Genomic DNA, 16,414 nt, shown 5'->3' with positions numbered 1-16,414 from the left:
TGGCGTTTGCAGCTGGGCATTTGCAGAGCTTATGAGAATTCTTATTGTTGGACCCAGCTGGGTCGGTGACATGGTCATGGCGCAAACGCTGTTTGCCTGCCTGAAGCTGCGTCATGGCCCGGACTCTCTTATTGACGTTCTGGCCCCGGAATGGAGTCGGCCGATCCTCGAGCGCATGCCCGAGGTCAATCAGGCACTGAGCTTTCCGCTGGGCCATGGCGTGCTGGATATTGCCAGCCGCCGTCGTATCGGCAAGAGCCTGACTGGTCAATACGACCAAGCCATTCTGTTGCCCAATTCCCTGAAATCGGCCCTGGTGCCGTTTTTTGCCGGTATTCCCCTGCGCACCGGTTGGCGCGGGGAAATGCGCTATGGATTGCTGAACGATATCCGGGTACTCGACAAGCAAGAGTATCCGTTGATGATCGAGCGGTTCATGGCATTGGCCTGGGAGCGCGATCACCCGCTGACGCGCCCCTATCCTCGCCCGACGTTACAGATCGACCCGGCCAGCCGGGCAGCGGCACTGGCGCGCTTTGGCCTGGAGCTGGATCGTCCGGTTCTGGCGCTGTGCCCCGGTGCCGAGTTTGGCGAGTCCAAGCGTTGGCCTGCCGAGCACTACGCTGCGGTGGCGGACCAGAAGATCCGTCAGGGCTGGCAGGTCTGGCTGTTCGGCTCGAACAAGGATCATCCGGTCGGCGAGCAGATTCGTGATCGTCTGATTCCCGGGCTGCGCGAAGAATCCAGCAACCTTGCCGGCGAAACCAGCCTTGCCGAGGCCATCGACCTGATGTCCTGTGCCACTGCTGTGGTCAGCAATGATTCGGGTTTGATGCACGTGGCTGCGGCGCTGAATCGTCCGCTGGTCGCGGTATATGGCTCTACCTCACCGGATTTCACTCCACCGCTGGCCGAGCAGGTCGAAGTGGTGCGGCTGGGGCTGGACTGCAGTCCGTGCTTCGATCGTACCTGCCGTTTCGGTCATTACAACTGCCTGCGTGATCTTGAGCCGCAGCGGGTGATCGGCGCGCTGGACCGTCTGGTTGGCGACCCACTGGCCGACCCAGAGAGCCTCTGAGCATGCGCGTACTGCTGATCAAGACCTCCTCCATGGGGGATGTCATTCATACCCTGCCAGCGCTGACCGACGCACAGGCAGCCATTCCCGGTATCTGCTTTGACTGGGTGGTGGAGGAGAGCTTTTCCGAGATTCCGCTCTGGCATCCGGCGGTGGCCGAGGTGATTCCAGTGGCCATCCGGCGCTGGCGCAAGAGTCCGCTGAAAGCATTGCGCTCGGGTGAATGGCAGCGCTTCAAGCGTCGCCTGAAAAACCATAAGTACGATCTGGTCATTGATGCGCAGGGCCTGCTGAAAAGCGCCTTGCTGACGCGCTACGCCAAGGCGCCGGTGGCAGGCCTGGATAGTGACTCAGCGCGTGAGCCGTTGGCCAGCCGGTTGTATGATCAGCGCGTCAATGTGCCCTGGGGGCAGCATGCGGTGGAGCGGGTGCGGCAACTCTTTGCTCAGGTGCTGGGCTATCAGGTGCCGGCTGGTACCGGGCAGTATGGGCTGAACCACGCTTACCTGGCCGGGGAGCAGTCGGCCGAGAATTATGTGGTGTTTCTGCACGGGACTACATGGGTCACCAAGCATTGGCCGGAGCTGTATTGGAAGCGGTTGGCGCAGCTGACGGTGGAGCAGGGTGTTCAGGTCAAGCTGCCCTGGGGAAATGACGCCGAAAGAGCCCGGGCCGAGCGCATAGCCGACGGCATTGAAGGTGTGCAGGTATTACCCAGAATGCCGTTGGCCGGCATGGCGCGGATACTCGCCGGTGCGCGTGCTTGCGTTGCCGTCGATACCGGACTCGGGCATCTTGCCGCTGCGTTGGATGTGCCGACCATTTCGCTGTTCGGTCCGACCAATCCCGGCTTTACCGGTGCCTACGGCGCGGTACAGATCCACCTGGCCAGTGATTTCCCCTGTGCGCCCTGCATGAGCAAGACCTGCAAGTACCAGCCGACGCCCGCCGATGCGAAGCAGTTCGATCTGCGCCAGGAGTTGCCGCTGTGCTTTACCCGACTGCAGCCCGGGCGGGTGATGACGCAACTGGAAGGCCTGCTTCTGGAGTCTGTCGGCACTGACGGTAGCTGATTTGGGGGCGGTGACTATTTCGCGGTGAGCGCGTGGCTTAGCCAGTCAATCACACCTTCAGCAGCCACCAGGCCGCTGGCGAAACAGGCGGTAAGCAGATAACCGCCGGTTGGCGCTTCCCAGTCAAGCATTTCGCCGGCGCAGAATACGCCAAGCATGTTCTTCAACATCAGTTGGTCATTCAGCGCCTGGGCTTTGACGCCACCGGCGCTGCTGATGGCCTCATCCAGTGGACGGGTGCCGGTCAGGCGCACGGGCAGAGCCTTGATGCCTGCCGCCAGCTGTTCAGGGTCGGCTAACTGGTTTTTGCTCAGACATTCATGCAGCAGCGCGGTCTTCAGCGGGTCGAGTCCGGCACGCTTGCGTAGCACTGCAGACAGGGATTGACCCTTGCGTGGCTGCGCCAGCAGAGTCGCCAGTTGCTGTTGGCTGCGATCTGGCGTCAGGTCCAGTTGCAATTCGGCATGTCCCTGGCGGCAGATAAGGTCGCGCAGCTCGGCGGAAAGAGCGTATATCAGGCTGCCTTCAAGACCGTCTCTGGTCAGGATGCCCTCGCCACGCCGCTCATGGCATCGGCCGTTGCTGTCCATCACCCGGCCGATCATCTGTTTCAGCGGCTGTCCGGCAAAACGTTGACGCAGATGCTCGCTCCAGTCGGCGGTGAAGCCGCAGTTGGCCGGCAGCAGGCTGCGGACCTCAACATCACGTTCGCGTAGCCAGGGCACCCAGGCGCCATCCGAGCCCAAGCGTGCCCAACTGCCGCCGCCCAGGGCGAGCAGCACCGCATCGGCTCTCACCTGTGCTTGACCTTGAGACGTGTCGAACACCAGTTGCTGCTCGGACCAGCCTTGCCAGCGGTGCCGGGTATGCAAACTGACGCCGGATTCGCGCAGACGCTTGAGCCAGGCGCGCAGCAGCGGCGCGGCCTTCATGTCGGTGGGAAAGACTCGGCCCGAAGAGCCGATGAAGGTGTCGATTCCCAGTCCATGGATCCATTCGCGCAGCGCCGGGCCATCCAGCTGCTGCAACCACTGACCAACCCAAGGGGCAGCTTCCCGATAACGGCCGACGAACGGCTCTGAGGGTTCGGAATGGGTGATATTCATGCCGCCGATGCCGGCCAGCAGAAACTTGCGCCCCACCGAAGGCATGGCGTCGTAGACTCTGACGGTGAGACCAGCCCGGGCCAGCCGTTCGGCAGCCATCAGCCCGGCGGGGCCGCCGCCGATGACCGCGACAACCGCTGTGCTGGAGGAAGGTGATGAGGGCATAGGTGAATACCATGACGAAATGCGCGGCAGTTTAGCCTGATTTCCCGCGAAGATAAGCAAAAAGCTGTAACAATGGGCCGCTCAGGTTTAAAATCTTCGACCTTTTCGGTGCGTCGCCTTGTCGCGCACTCTGAGTCGTACAATCCGGTCGTTGCCGGTGTTGAGTTGAGGAGTGGTCATGACCCACATGCTGGATAATTTGGTTCGCCTGCTGGCGCTGGAAAAGATCGAGGAAAACCTGTTCCGTGGCGTAAGCGAGGATCTGGGCTTCCGCCAGCTGTTTGGTGGTCAGGTGTTGGGCCAGGCGTTGTCCGCAGCCAGCCAGACCGTAGCGCCCGAGCGTAACGTGCACTCGGTACACGGATACTTTCTGCGCCCCGGTGATGCGTCACTGCCGATTGTCTATCAGGTGGAATCGCCGCGCGACGGTGGCAGCTTTACCACACGCACGGTCAGTGCCATCCAGAAGGGGCGGGCTATTTTCACACTGATGGCCTCTTTTCATGGTGAGGAGCCGGGGGTGTCACACCAATCGATGATGCCCGAGGTGCCGGGGCCGGAAGGCTTGAAGAGCGAACAGGAAGTGGCGCTGGAAAACCAGCATCTGCTACCCGAAGCGGTGCGCGACAGCGTATTGAGTGCCAAGCCGATCGAGATCCGCCGGGTCAATGGTTACAACCCATTCAAACCCAAGCCTGCCGAGGCAGTTCAGTACACCTGGTTCCGCGCCGACGGCCAGTTGCCGGATGACGATCATCTGCACCGCTACCTGTTTGCCTACGCCTCGGACTTCAACCTGCTGAGCACGGCGGCGTTGCCTCATGGCATCTCGACCTGGGCCCCGCATATGCAGGTTGCCAGTCTTGATCATGCCGTCTGGTTCCATCGTCCGCTGCGTATGGATGACTGGCTGCTGTACGCCATGGATAGCCCGTCAGCCAGCGGTGCCCGGGGACTTTCACGGGGGCAGGTATTCAACCGCGCCGGTGAGCTGGTGGCTTCGGTGGCGCAGGAATCGCTGATGCGCGATCGGCGCAGCTGATATGCAACAGATACGTGGCTGGATCTTCGATCTCGACGGCACCCTGACCGTTGCCCAGCACGATTTTCCGGCGATCCGCCGGGAGTTGGGTATCCCCGCCGATGAAGACATTCTCACTCATCTGGGGCGTCTGCCGATTGCCGAGCGCCAGCGCTTGAATGATGAACTCAACGCCATCGAGTTGCGCCTGGCGGCTGATGTCGTCCCCGCGCCAGGGGCGGCCGAGCTGGTGCGTGAACTGCATCGCAGTGGCCGGCAACTGGGGATTCTCACGCGTAACCTGCGCAGCGTGGCAATGGCTTCGCTGGAACGCATCGGGGTGCTCGACTGCTTTGCGCCCGAGCATATTCTCGGGCGTGATGAAGCACCACCCAAGCCGGCCCCGGAGGGCATTCACCAACTGCTTGCTGACTGGCAACTCAGCAATGCCGAGGCGGTGATGGTAGGCGACTTCCACTTTGACCTGGCAGCGGGCAGAGCGGCTGGCTGCCGAACCTGTCTGGTCTTTCCTGACAACGCCTGGCCGGAACTGACGGACCTGCACGTTGCTGATTGTCATTCGTTACTGGCGCAGCTGCGCACGACGGACGGCCCGGCTTGAATCACCTGCCGTCATCATCGCCGAATCATTGAATGAAACATCTTCCAAGGAGTACCCGTATGGCCTGGCTGCAATCCCGACGTCTGCATTATTTCGTAGGCGGGGTGGCCACTCTTTTTGGGCTGCTGGTCGCGCTGCGCGCGGTTTTTCTGTTTGGCTTTTCCTCGGTAAGCGGCGGCACGAGTCATCCGTGGTCACTGGTGCTGGAAACCCTGGGTGTCGGTGTTCGCTTCGACCTGCGTCTGGCCGTGCTGTTGATGCTGCCGGCCATGTTGTTGGCCTGGCTGCCGGGCTGGAACAGTGTACGCAGCGGGGTGCTGCGGGGTCTCTCCCGTCTCTGGCTGGTACTGGCAGTGGCGGTCGTGCTGCTGATGTACTTTATCGACTTCGGACATTACGCCTATCTCGGGGTGCGCTTGAATGCCTCGGCCCTCAAGTTCCTCGGTGATATGCAGATTTCCCAGCAGATGCTCTGGGAAAGTTACCCCGTGGTATGGATCTCGCTGGGTTGGCTTGCCTTGTTGGGGTTGTCGATAGTCGGTCTGTTCCGGCTTGAGCGGCGCACTCTCGACCGCCGTCCCCGACCTATCCCGCTTTGGTCGCGTGCCTGGGGCAGTGCGGCCATGGTGGTCGTGGTGTTCTTCGTGTTGCTCGGCCGGACCAGTAACGTGAACCTGGAAAACCCGGTACCGCTGCGCTGGAACGATGCCTTCTTTGCCGGCGACAGCCAGCTGGGTGCGTTGGGGCTCAATCCGGTGCTGTTCTTCTACGACACATTGAAAGTGCCGCAGGAGCGCTATGATGAGGCGCAGGTGCGTCAATATTATCCCCAGGTGAGTGCTTACCTGGGCGTCACCAATCCTGATGCCGCGCAACTCGACTTTTCGCGCAGTGTGCCGGTCCAGCCGCAACGGCTGGCGGGGGAGGCCCCGAATGTCGTGTTCATCATGCTGGAATCGCTGGGCACCACGGCGGTGGGCGCCTATGGCAACCCATTGAACCCCACCCCCAATCTGGACCGCATGGCCAGGGACAGCTGGTTCTTCCGGCATTTCTACGTGCCGGTAACCGGTACCGCAAAAACTGTATGGGCGAGTATTTCCGGGGTGCCCGATGTGTCACGGTCGGAGACCGCCACGCGCAATCCGCTGATCACCAATCAGCGCACCCTGATCAATGACCTGCAGGGCTATCAGAAGATCTATACCATCGGTGGCAACTCGGGCTGGGCCAACATGAATGCGCTGGTACGTCAGAGCATCGATGGTATCAAGATCTATGAAGAGGGTTACTGGAAGGCGAAGAACGTCGATGTCTGGGGCATATCCGATCTGGACCTGTTCAAGGAAACCGACCAGCTGCTGCGTGAGTTGCCTCAGGATCAGCCGTTCTTTGCCTACATCCAGACTGCGGCCAATCACCGTCCCTTTACCATTCCAGCGGAGAACGACGGCTTCGAGGTGATCGAGCGTCCACTGGAAGAGGTTCAGGCTGCCGGCTCGCGCAGTCTGGAGCAATACAATGCCGCACGGCTGCTGGATTTCAATATCGGTCGCTTCATGGAGATGGCCAAGGCGAGCGGCTATTACGACAACACGATTTTCGTGCTGTTTGGTGATCACAATACGCGCATTGCCAATATCGATTACATGAAGCCGGCCTTCGACCAGCTGGGGCTGGAGAGCAACAACGTTCCCCTGCTGATTCACGCGCCGGGACTGCTGGCGCCGCGTGAGTTCGATGAAGCTGTGGGTCTGGCTGATCTACTGCCGACTATTGCCGGGCTCCTGGGTATCGAGTACGAAACGCGCAGCATGGGGCGTGATCTGCTGTCCTCGCCGCCGGAAGGGGAGCGGGTGGTACCACTGGTGCTGCGTGAAGGAACCTTCCCGCTCATCGGGGCGGTGACGCAGGATTTCCTGTTGCAGATGAACCATGACGGCAGCGAACCAAGTCTGCACGATCTGCACTCGGACACGCCGCTGGACAACGTTGCCGAGCAACACCCCGAGGAATACCAGCGGCTGCTGCCGCTGACCAGAGGGCTGCATGAAACGGCCCGTTACATGCTGTACGACAACGTGCGCGAGCAATAAACACGCTGCCACAAATCCAGTGGTGTGACCCTTGGCCGGCATGGACCCGGCCTTGCCGGTGGGGTGATTACATCGCCAGGCGCATGGACAGGTCCACGGCCTTGATATCCTTGGTCATGCTGCCGATGGATATATAGTCGACGCCGGTTTCCGCGACTGCGCGCAGCGTGGTCTCATTGATGCCGCCGGAAGCTTCCAGCTTGGCCTTGCCTGCAGTGATCTGCACGGCAGTGCGCATGTCAGCATTGCTCAGCTCATCGAGCATGATGATGTCGGCACCTGCCTCCAGTGCCTGGCGCAGCTCCTCCAGACTTTCCACCTCTACCTCCACCGGTTTGCCCGGGCTCAGAATTCGGGCCTGGGACACAGCCGCGCCGATACCACCGCAGGCAGCGATGTGGTTTTCCTTGATCAGAAAGGCGTCGAACAGACCGATACGGTGATTGTGGCAACCGCCGCAGGTGACCGCGTACTTCTGTGCCAGGCGCAGTCCGGGCAGGGTTTTGCGGGTGTCGAGCAGCTTGACGCCGGTGCCCTCTACCAGATCGGCAAAATACCGGCTGCGGGTGGCGGTAGCGGACAGGGTCTGGATGAAGTTCAGTGCGCAGCGCTCGCCGGTCAGCAGGCCGCGAGCCGGGCCGCTCATCTTGCAGAAGGGCTGGTTCGGTTCGAGCCGGTCCCCATCGGCGGCCAGCCATTGCACGCTGATCTGTGGATCCACCTGACGGAACACCTCATCGGCCCATGCCGTGCCGCAGAGTATCGCGGACTCACGGGAAATGATGGTGGCCTGAGCCTGTCGGTCTGCCGGTATCAGTGTTGCGGTGATATCACCATCGCCAACGTCCTCGGCAAGCGCACGACGCACTTGGTCTTGAATGGAGGATTGCAGACTGTCCAGGGTGATATTCGGCATGGGGTGCTCCACTGCGGGTCGGATGGAAACCCCGAAGTATACCCGATGGTACATCCTGCTGGGGGCAGGTGGATGGCACATGAAGCGAGGGAGGTGCCGACCCTGGCAGGCGGTTCGCTGCCAGGGTCGATCAGGCGCTGAAGCGCCAGGCGGGTGGAATCAGTCGGCGTCCTGTAGCGTTCTGGGCTGACTGAAATAGGTGCGGGTCAGTTTGAATACCACTGGGCTCAGCAGCAACAGCGCCAGCAGGTTGGGAATGGCCATCATTGCGTTGAGTGTATCGGCCACCAACCACAGGCTGCCGAGGTTGATCACGGGTAGCGTGCCCAGCGGTACGGCAATGATCCAGATGATGCGGAACGGCATTATGGAGCGCTCGCCGAACAGGAACTGGGTACATTTCTCACTGTAGAAACTCCAGCCCAGGATGGTAGTGAAGGCAAAGGTGGCCAGGCCGATACTGACGATATATTCACCCCAACCAGGTAGACCCAGATTGAACGCGTGTACCGACAGTGACGCTCCGTTTTCACCACTCTGCCAGGCACCGGTGACGACAATCACCAGTCCGGTGATGGTGCAGATGATGATGGTGTCGATGAAGGTGCCGAGCATGGCCACGGTACCCTGGCGGATCGGGTTGTTGGTTTTGGCTGTGGCGTGCGCGATTGGCGCGCTGCCCAGCCCGGCCTCGTTGGAGAAAACGCCTCGGGCAACACCAAAACGAATGGCCGCCCAGACGGTGGCACCGGCAAAGCCGCCCGCTGCAGAAGTGGGGTTGAATGCATGGTGCAGGATCAGACCGAACGCAGCGGGTACTTCAGCGGCATTGATGATCAGAATGGCCAGCCCGCCGCCGACATAGAAAATCGCCATCAGCGGAACCAGCTTGCCGGCGACTTCACCAATGCGCTTGATGCCACCGATCAACACCAGCGCCACCAGTACGCCGATTACCAAGCCGGTGACTACCGGATTGACGTTGAAGGTGCTTTGCATGGCATCGGCAACCGAGTTGGACTGGATGGTATTGCCGATACCAAAGCCGGCAAGCATGCCGAAGATGGCGAACAATACGCCGAGCCATTTCCAGTTCTTGCCCAGGCCGTTGCGGATGTAGTACATCGGACCGCCAACGTAGTTGCCGAAGGCGTCTTTCTCACGAAAATGCACGGCCAGTACGGCTTCGCTGAATTTGGTTGCCATACCGATCAATGCGATCAACCACATCCAGAACAGCGCGCCTGGCCCGCCGAAGAAGATGGCCGTGGCAACACCGGCAATGTTGCCGGTACCAACGGTGGCGGAGAGTGCGGTCATCAGGGCATTGAAGGGGCTGAGATCGCCATCTTCATCTGTTTTCTTGCGGCCGCGCCAGAGCATGCCGAAACCGTAAATCAGCTTGCGCTGAGGGATGAGTCGCAACCCCAGTGCCAGGTAGATCCCCGTGCCGGCAAGCAGCGCCAGCATGAAAGGCCCCCATACCCAGCCATTTATCGTGCTGATGAAATCGATCAAATTGTCCATTTTGTTCTCCACACCTGTGGGTTGGTTTTTGTTTTCAGCTCCCTTGTATTGCAAAACTGTGAGCTTCAGCAAGTAAAAAGAACATGAAGGCTATGGAACCTCTCAAATTATGTATACTTGCGACAATTTGACGCCAGAAATTCGTCATTGGCGCATATGGATAAGATGTTCGCGCCGGACTGATTCCCCGGAGATATGGCATGTCCCAGGATTACAAGGTAGTTTCCATTGCCTCGGCTGCGTCAGGCAGGCGGCAGGCTGACTCCGAGCGCCATGCGTCCTTGCCAGCTCCCCTCGCTGCTGTACGCGATCGGGCGCTGACCTATCTGCGGGTAGGTTTGAGCGAACTTTTTGATAATGCCGACGACACCCTGTTTGAAAAAGCCGATCGCGCCAGCAGCAACGCCGATCAGAGCCTGTTCTTCGACGCCATGCGGTTGCTGCGGCTGAAACGTCACCTTATCGAGAAGGCCTGTTGCGACGGTCTGGAGAACGAATTCAGCACGCTGCAGAGTGGCCGGGCGGCGGCCTCTACAAATACCCTTTCCTTTGATCTTGATACCCTGAGTCTGGTCCAGCCGGACGAGCTGGAACAGACGGTTGCGCTCGATGGCATGGTGAGCCGGGTCAATGCGCGAAATCAGCTTGGCCTGTCACATCTGGCCTCGCGTCTCGGTAGTCTGGTCGGCAGCAAGCTGAGTGAAGCGAACAATCCGCTGGCTCCGGTTTACCTGGTACAGCTTTTTTCCGACAGCTGTGCGCCCCTGGATCTGGATATCAAGGTGCGACTGATCATTCTCAAGATGTTCGAGCGCTATGTCCTCAATTCAATCGATTCGCTGTATGCCGATGCCAATGGATTATTGAAGAACGCTGGTGTCCTGCCGGACCTCAGGCAGGATGGTATGCCGGTGCGCCCACGGAGCCCGTTGACTGCGAGCCGGCAACCGCAGGACGGCGCTGCCGGCGCATCGGGAGGTGCAGATGCGCAAGTGCTGTCTCTGTTCGGCGAGTTGATCAGCAACTGGCGCCATACCAGCGGTGATATCGGGCTCAGCGCTCTGGGCGCGCCATCGGCGCCGCCGGTACCCAGTGATGAGTTGCTCAGCATGCTGAGCAATTTCGCTGGTGGTCGGGAAGCCAGCCGGGGCGGAACATTCGAGGATCTGCGCGGACACATCAACCGGCAGTTGGGCGAGCAGCTCAGGCAGACCGGTGAGGTACGCAGACTCGATCGCGTGGACGATGACGTCATCAGCCTGGTCTCGATGCTGTTCGAGTTTCTGCTGGATGATGCGCATCTGCCGGCTGCATTGAAAGCGCTGATTGCGCGCATGCAGCTGCCGATTCTGCGTGTTGCCATTGCCGACAAAAGCCTGTTCAACCGGTCCTCTCATCCGGCCCGACGCCTGTTGAACGAGCTGGCGCGGGCCACCATGGGTTGGAGCGATCACGACAACCTGCAACGCGACCAGTTGCACACCTTGCTCGAACGCATGGTTGAGCGGATGCATGGAGAGCAGATGGCCGACGCGGCGTTTTTCGAGCAGATGCACGAAGAGCTGGCCGGGTTTGTCCATATCGAGCAGCGCCGGGCCGAACGTCTGGAGCAGCGTACGCGTGACGCCGAAGAAGGGCGTGCGCGAGTCGATGCGGCGCGTAGCCAGTCCGCGCGGGCACTGAATACCTTGTTGTTGGGACGAACCTTGCCGGTCTTTGCTGTGGACCTGCTGCGTGAAACCTGGAGTCAGGTGTTGCAGATGGTCTGTCTGCGCGAAGGGGAGGATTCCGCAGCCTGGCGTAACGCAGTCATTGTTGCCGAGCGGCTGGTGCACAGTGTTGAGCGCCCCGTTCAAGAGGCGACCGATCAGCGGCTTGCACTGAATGACAGTGTCTGCCGGGCCTTGTGCAAAGGCTTGCGCTTGCTCGGTGAGGAGAACCCTGAAGACTCACCGAAGGTAGCGCAACTGCGGGATCTGCAGCGGGCAGCCTTGCGGGACGCCGCTCAGCCTGAGCTGCAATCGTCCGCTCAGTCGGATGCGGCACTGCATACTGGAAACAGCAATCCGCAGCTCAACGAGGAAATCGCTGAGCCTGGGGCGCAGTATCAAGTACTTCCCGGTGCGCTGAGTGACGACGACGGCATTCCGGTTCTGACCGAAATGGTATTGGTTGACGTACCGGTAATGTCCGGCTGCGATACTACCGAGGAAGCTGAGCTGATCGAGGATCTGCCCAGTGCTGCTGCCACCCATTGGGTGGAAAGTCTGAACGCCGGCAGTTGGTTCGAACTGTCCGGCGTGGGTGACAAGCCCATGCAGCGTTGCAAGCTGGCAGCGATCATCAGTTTCAGCGGTAAATATATCTTCGTGAACCGCACGGGTATGAAAGTCGCCGAGTTCTCCCGCGCTGCCCTGACCAGTCACTACGAGCAGAGTCTGGTTCAACTGGTGGCGGATGATCAGCTGTTTGATCGAGCGTTGGAATCGGTCATCGGCAACCTGCGTCAACTGCGCTCAAGCAGAGACTGACACCCGCCTGGACGCACGCGGCTTGCGATGCGACCTCGGCAGACCCTAACATGGCGGTTTTGCTGTCAGGGTAGGTTTCATGCAGATTGACGCAGCCAATGGTTGGCTCAACGGAATACATCTTTGCCCGTCGGCGCATTTCAATGCCCGCCCCGACGCCACCGATATTTCCCTGTTGGTGATTCACAATATCAGCCTGCCGCCGGGTCAATTCGGCACCGGCTGCGTGCATGAGTTCTTCTCTGGTACGCTCGACAGCACGGCGGATGCCTATTTCGCCGAAATTGCCGATCTTCGGGTATCCGCGCATTTTCTCATCGAGCGTGATGGACGCATCACCCAGTTCGTTTCCTGTCTTGATCGCGCCTGGCACGCTGGTCAGTCCAGTTTCGCTGGGCGTGATGATTGCAACGACTATTCCCTCGGCATCGAATTGGAAGGAACCGACGAGCAATCTTTTACCGACCTGCAATATGCCAGTCTGGTCACGCTTACCCGTACGCTGCAACAGGCCTTTCCGCTGATCAGTCGCAGCCGGATTACCGGCCATGAGCATATCGCACCGGGGCGCAAGACCGACCCGGGCCCCTGTTTCGACTGGGCACGTTACCTTGATCAATTGACTGACACTGCACTGACGGATGGGAGCTGTAAATGAAATTTCTGGTACTGCTGCTGGTAGCGCTGACCCTGCTCTGGACGCCTTGGCGCACCGGCTATCCGCGGGATTTCCTCATACCCTGGGTTGCGCGTACAGGACGTTTGAAACGCGAGTGGATAGCGCTGATCGCCGTGCTCATGCTGCTCGCACCGTTGGGCTTGCTCCTCTGGTGGCTGGAGGGTATCGCCTATGGGCTGTTTACCCTGTTGTTGCACGTCGGTGTGCTGCTGTTGTGTGTCGGGCGCCATGATCCTCTGGGGCGTATGACTGATGACTTCATGGCGGCGTGGCACCATGACGATCTGGCAGCAGCGGGGCTGGTCGCCGAACAGCAGCTTGATGTGCGGGCTGGCCAGCCCGATTTGCTGCCTGCGTTGATACGCACAAAGATAGTCGCAACCAGCCTGCAGGATTATTTCGTTCCCGCATTCTGGTATCTATTGCTGGGCCCCCTGGGCGCGCTTGCCTGGCGCCTGTTGTTGCTGTCGAGCCAGCACGATTCTCTACCCGCTGCGCGCTCCGCCGCCATGCTGGCACATGCGCTGGAGTGGATACCGGCCCGCTTGTTGGGGCTGAGTTTCGCGCTGGTAGGCCAGTTCGACAGTACCCTGCGCACCCTGCGCAGTCTGGCAACCGACTGGGAACTGGGGGGCGGCGAACTGGCCGCCCGCTGCGCCCAGGCAGCCCTGCCTGAGACAGAGCTTGAGCCGATATCGGTGCCCGAACCGAATAACATCCTTACCGCTACCCGGCAACTGATGATCCGCGCCATTCTGACCTGGGCGGTAGTGATAGCCTTTTTGTCCATGCTGAGCTGAAAATCCTTAAAGAAGTCTCCTGTCAGGCCGATAGAGCAATGATGAAGTCACCGCGGGGTTGGATGGTGACGATAGTAATTATTGCGATTCGGCTCCGTGGTGCAGCACGGGCTTGGACAAGGAGATGCATGTGAACACTCTGTTGGCACCCGCCATGGCGTTGATGAACAGACTTGGCTACGCCATGAAATTCTGTCTGATCAGTGCGCTGTGTTTCATCCCATTGATCGTGGTCGGTGGCATGCTGGTGAGCCAGGCGTGGGATCGAGTCCAGGTCTCCCGTCACGCGCTGGATTCGATGCAGTTGCTGGAGCAGGTCTCCAAATTGCTGGTGGATGCCGAAACCCTGCGCGGGCTCGACATCCTCGCGTTTCATCTGGGGGCAGGTGATCAGGGAGCAATTCTCCAGCAGCGCAGCAGCGAGTCCATTCAGCGCTTGATGGCAGGGCTGGAGAATCTGCCGCTGGACCTGGCTGATCCGAACGCAGCAGAGCTGATCAGCAAGCGCGACGAGTTGCTCCTCGAATACGAGAAAATCAACGGTGGTTCATTACGTAATCGCGGGCAGATGTCCACCCAGGCCCATGTCGGTATCGTTTCGCTGTTCAGCTTCAGTGCCGCGTACAGCGGCCTGCCCCACGATTATGATCGTAACGTGCGCCAGCTGACAGACCTGCTGGTCAACCACACGCCGCAGGTGACTTCGGCGTTGGGACTGGGAAGAGCCACAGGCGCTTATTCCATCGGGTTGGGTTACCTCAATTCCGACGCGAGCAGGGACATGGATCGTTTCCTCGAAGAGGTTGAGCGCCTGGCGGTCAACTACACCCAGGCACAATCCTTCCTGCAACAGCCTGAGCTGCAGGCGCTGCGTGCTCCGGCGGCGGCCAGCAACGAGTCCTTGAGTACCGTGTCGCGGATTTTCGAAGACGAAATCATTCTCGCATCCAGTTATGACGACACCTGGGATGGCTACTTCCAGCGCCTGAGTGCCGAGATGGCAAAAACCCACGCGTTCAATGATGCGATTCTGAGCTTCCTCAACGAAAGGCTGGCTCAGCGATTGGGCGAAGGCAATCGTGCGATGCTGACGCTGGTGGCTGCTCTGGCGGTTATTCTGCTGGTGATCATCTGGTTGTACCTGGCTTTTTACGTCGCTACCCAGCGCACCATACAGGCATTGTCCGAGACCATGGGGCAAGTGGCGGCCGGCAATATGACGGCGCGCGTTACGGTCGCCAGTCGAGATGAACTGGGCAAGCTGGCCGGTGAATTCAATGGCAGTATCGAGCGTATTCAGGGACTCATCCGGCACGTGGGTAAAACCTCGGGGCTGGTCAGTGATCAGTCGCAGCAGGTGGTTGATATCTCCAGCGAGAGCAGTCAGGCGGTGGAGAGCCAGCGCACACAGATCGAGCAGGTTGCCACCGCCATGAACGAAATGTCAGCTACCTCCCAGGAGGTGGCTCGCAGTGCGGCATTGGCCGTAACCAGTGCCGAACTGGTCAACAACGAGACGATCAATGGCCGGCGCATGGTCGAGTCCTCAGTGGACGGTATCGAGAAGCTGGCCGTTGAAATCGAGAACTCGGTCAAGGTCATCAATAACCTCGCCGATGACAGCGCCTCCATCAGCCGCGTGCTGGATGTCATCAAGGGTGTGGCTGAACAGACCAACCTGCTGGCACTCAACGCAGCAATCGAGGCGGCGCGGGCGGGCGAACAGGGTCGCGGCTTTGCGGTGGTTGCCGATGAGGTGCGTACCCTGGCACAGCGCACGCAGCAGTCGACCCAGGAGATCGAGCAGATGATCGACCGCCTGCAAGGCGGGGTCGGCGCCGCAGTAAAGGCGATGGGGCAGAGTCACGGCATGACCGGCGAAGCAGTGGACTCTTCGATCAAGGTGCAGTCAGCGCTGGACAACATCCTGCGGGCGGCTACCCAGATTGTCGACCAGAGCCAGCAGATAGCCACCGCTGCCGAGGAGCAGACGGCGGTGAGCCATGATATCGATCAGAACATCGTGCAGATAAATCACTCCGGCGAGCGCACCGCCGATGGTGCACGCCGTGCCGAGGAAGCCAGTGCGCGGATGGGTGAGTTGGTGGGTGAGCTGGAAAAGGTCATCAGCTCTTTCCGCGTCTGACCCCGCCCACACAAGCCGCTCTCGCAGTCATTCAACCGGTTTGGGTTTTGGCTGCCAGAGTACTTCGGCCATGTTTTCCAGTCGCGCTATGCTGCGTGCCACCACGAACAGCAGGTCCGACAGCCGGTTCAGGTAGGCTTGAGCCTGCGGGTTTACCGGCTGCTGATCGGCCAGTGTCAGGTAACGACGTTCAGCACGACGGCAGACGCTGCGAGCCAGATGTGCCTGAGCAATCAGGGGTGAGCCACCGGGCAGGATGAATTCCTTCAGCGGCGGCACCTGGGCGTTGAACTGGTCAATCTGCTCTTCCAGTTCTGCAACATCTGTGCTGTCAATGATAGTGGCTCCGGGAATGGCCAGTTCACCACCCACATCGAACAGTCGATGCTGCACCGGCGCCAGGACCATCTTTACCGGCTGCAGGGCGTCACTGACCAGTCCGGCCAGCAGCACGCCGAGGCAACTATTCAATTCATCCACATCGCCCATGGCCTCGATACGCGGGCTGTCCTTGGGCACGCGGCTGCCATCGGCCAGGCCAGTGGTGCCGGCGTCACCGGTGCGGGTATAAAGTTTGCTCAAACGGTAGCCCATGCTGTTCTCCTGTAAATAGGAGAGCAGCCTAGCCGATCTGTCAGCCTCAGGCTATAAGTC

At 60.1% G+C, this 16,414-nt stretch carries 13 protein-coding genes; 9 read left to right on the top strand and 4 right to left on the bottom strand.

What is annotated here, in order from left to right; all coding sequences use genetic code 11:
* Positions 1–31 precede the first annotated feature (31 nt).
* A complete protein-coding gene (gene waaF, locus BLU11_RS11775; RefSeq protein ID WP_090273563.1) occupies positions 32–1,078 on the top strand; it encodes a lipopolysaccharide heptosyltransferase II in 1,047 nt (348 codons plus the stop codon).
* Positions 1,079–1,080: 2 nt separating this feature from the next.
* Positions 1,081–2,151: a lipopolysaccharide heptosyltransferase I gene (gene waaC / locus BLU11_RS11770; RefSeq protein ID WP_090273561.1), complete on the top strand. Its 1,071-nt coding sequence runs from the start codon at positions 1,081–1,083 to the stop codon at positions 2,149–2,151.
* A gap of 14 nt (positions 2,152–2,165) precedes the next feature.
* Here waaC and BLU11_RS11765 read toward each other — a convergent pair whose 3' ends face one another.
* Positions 2,166–3,422 carry a TIGR03862 family flavoprotein gene (locus BLU11_RS11765; RefSeq protein ID WP_090273559.1) on the bottom strand — a complete coding sequence of 419 codons (1,257 nt, stop codon included), beginning with the start codon at positions 3,420–3,422 and terminating at the stop codon, positions 2,166–2,168.
* 178 nt (positions 3,423–3,600) lie between these two features.
* On the opposite strand from BLU11_RS11765, the gene tesB reads away from it, so the two are divergent.
* From tesB to BLU11_RS11750, 3 genes are read left to right on the top strand one after another with little or no spacing between them, the layout of a single operon-like run.
* Complete coding sequence (gene tesB, locus BLU11_RS11760; protein WP_090273557.1) at positions 3,601–4,464, top strand: acyl-CoA thioesterase II; 864 nt, start codon at positions 3,601–3,603, stop codon at positions 4,462–4,464.
* Position 4,465: 1 nt separating this feature from the next.
* On the top strand, positions 4,466–5,065 hold the full coding sequence (locus tag BLU11_RS11755; protein WP_090273555.1) for an HAD family hydrolase: 600 nt from the start codon (positions 4,466–4,468) through the stop codon (positions 5,063–5,065).
* A gap of 59 nt (positions 5,066–5,124) precedes the next feature.
* Positions 5,125–7,161 (top strand): LTA synthase family protein, encoded by a 2,037-nt coding sequence (locus BLU11_RS11750; protein ID WP_090273553.1) that lies wholly within the window; start codon positions 5,125–5,127, stop codon positions 7,159–7,161.
* A 67-nt stretch (positions 7,162–7,228) separates the two neighbouring features.
* Here BLU11_RS11750 and nadC read toward each other — a convergent pair whose 3' ends face one another.
* The gene (gene nadC / locus BLU11_RS11745) at positions 7,229–8,077 is read right to left on the bottom strand and encodes a carboxylating nicotinate-nucleotide diphosphorylase (protein ID WP_090273551.1); all 849 of its coding nucleotides are present in this window, start codon (positions 8,075–8,077) and stop codon (positions 7,229–7,231) included.
* Positions 8,078–8,236: 159 nt separating this feature from the next.
* Complete coding sequence (locus tag BLU11_RS11740; RefSeq protein WP_090273549.1) at positions 8,237–9,604, bottom strand: alanine/glycine:cation symporter family protein; 1,368 nt, start codon at positions 9,602–9,604, stop codon at positions 8,237–8,239.
* 200 nt (positions 9,605–9,804) lie between these two features.
* Between BLU11_RS11740 and BLU11_RS11735 the strand changes: the two genes are divergently transcribed.
* The 4 genes from BLU11_RS11735 (at position 9,805) to BLU11_RS11720 (ending at position 15,760) form a co-directional block, all read left to right on the top strand.
* Entirely contained in the window at positions 9,805–12,135 is a 2,331-nt protein-coding gene (locus tag BLU11_RS11735) for a DUF1631 domain-containing protein (RefSeq protein WP_090273546.1), read from the top strand.
* Positions 12,136–12,214: 79 nt separating this feature from the next.
* A complete protein-coding gene (gene ampD / locus BLU11_RS11730; RefSeq protein WP_090273544.1) occupies positions 12,215–12,793 on the top strand; it encodes a 1,6-anhydro-N-acetylmuramyl-L-alanine amidase AmpD in 579 nt (192 codons plus the stop codon).
* The gene (gene ampE, locus BLU11_RS11725; RefSeq protein ID WP_090273543.1) at positions 12,790–13,614 is read left to right on the top strand and encodes a regulatory signaling modulator protein AmpE; all 825 of its coding nucleotides are present in this window, start codon (positions 12,790–12,792) and stop codon (positions 13,612–13,614) included. Before ampD ends, ampE begins: the two co-directional genes overlap by 4 nt.
* Before the next feature lie 130 nt (positions 13,615–13,744).
* Positions 13,745–15,760 (top strand): methyl-accepting chemotaxis protein, encoded by a 2,016-nt coding sequence (locus BLU11_RS11720; protein ID WP_090273541.1) that lies wholly within the window; start codon positions 13,745–13,747, stop codon positions 15,758–15,760.
* Positions 15,761–15,787: 27 nt separating this feature from the next.
* Here the strand turns inward: BLU11_RS11720 and BLU11_RS11715 are convergent, their stop codons facing one another.
* Positions 15,788–16,354: a cob(I)yrinic acid a,c-diamide adenosyltransferase gene (locus BLU11_RS11715; protein ID WP_090273539.1), complete on the bottom strand. Its 567-nt coding sequence runs from the start codon at positions 16,352–16,354 to the stop codon at positions 15,788–15,790.
* Between the last annotated feature and the right edge of the window lie 60 nt (positions 16,355–16,414).

The sequence above is a fragment of the Halopseudomonas litoralis genome, assembly GCF_900105005.1.
Taxonomy (GTDB): Bacteria; Pseudomonadota; Gammaproteobacteria; order Pseudomonadales; family Pseudomonadaceae; genus Halopseudomonas; species Halopseudomonas litoralis.
This window is presented reverse-complemented; position numbering and strand designations above follow the sequence as displayed.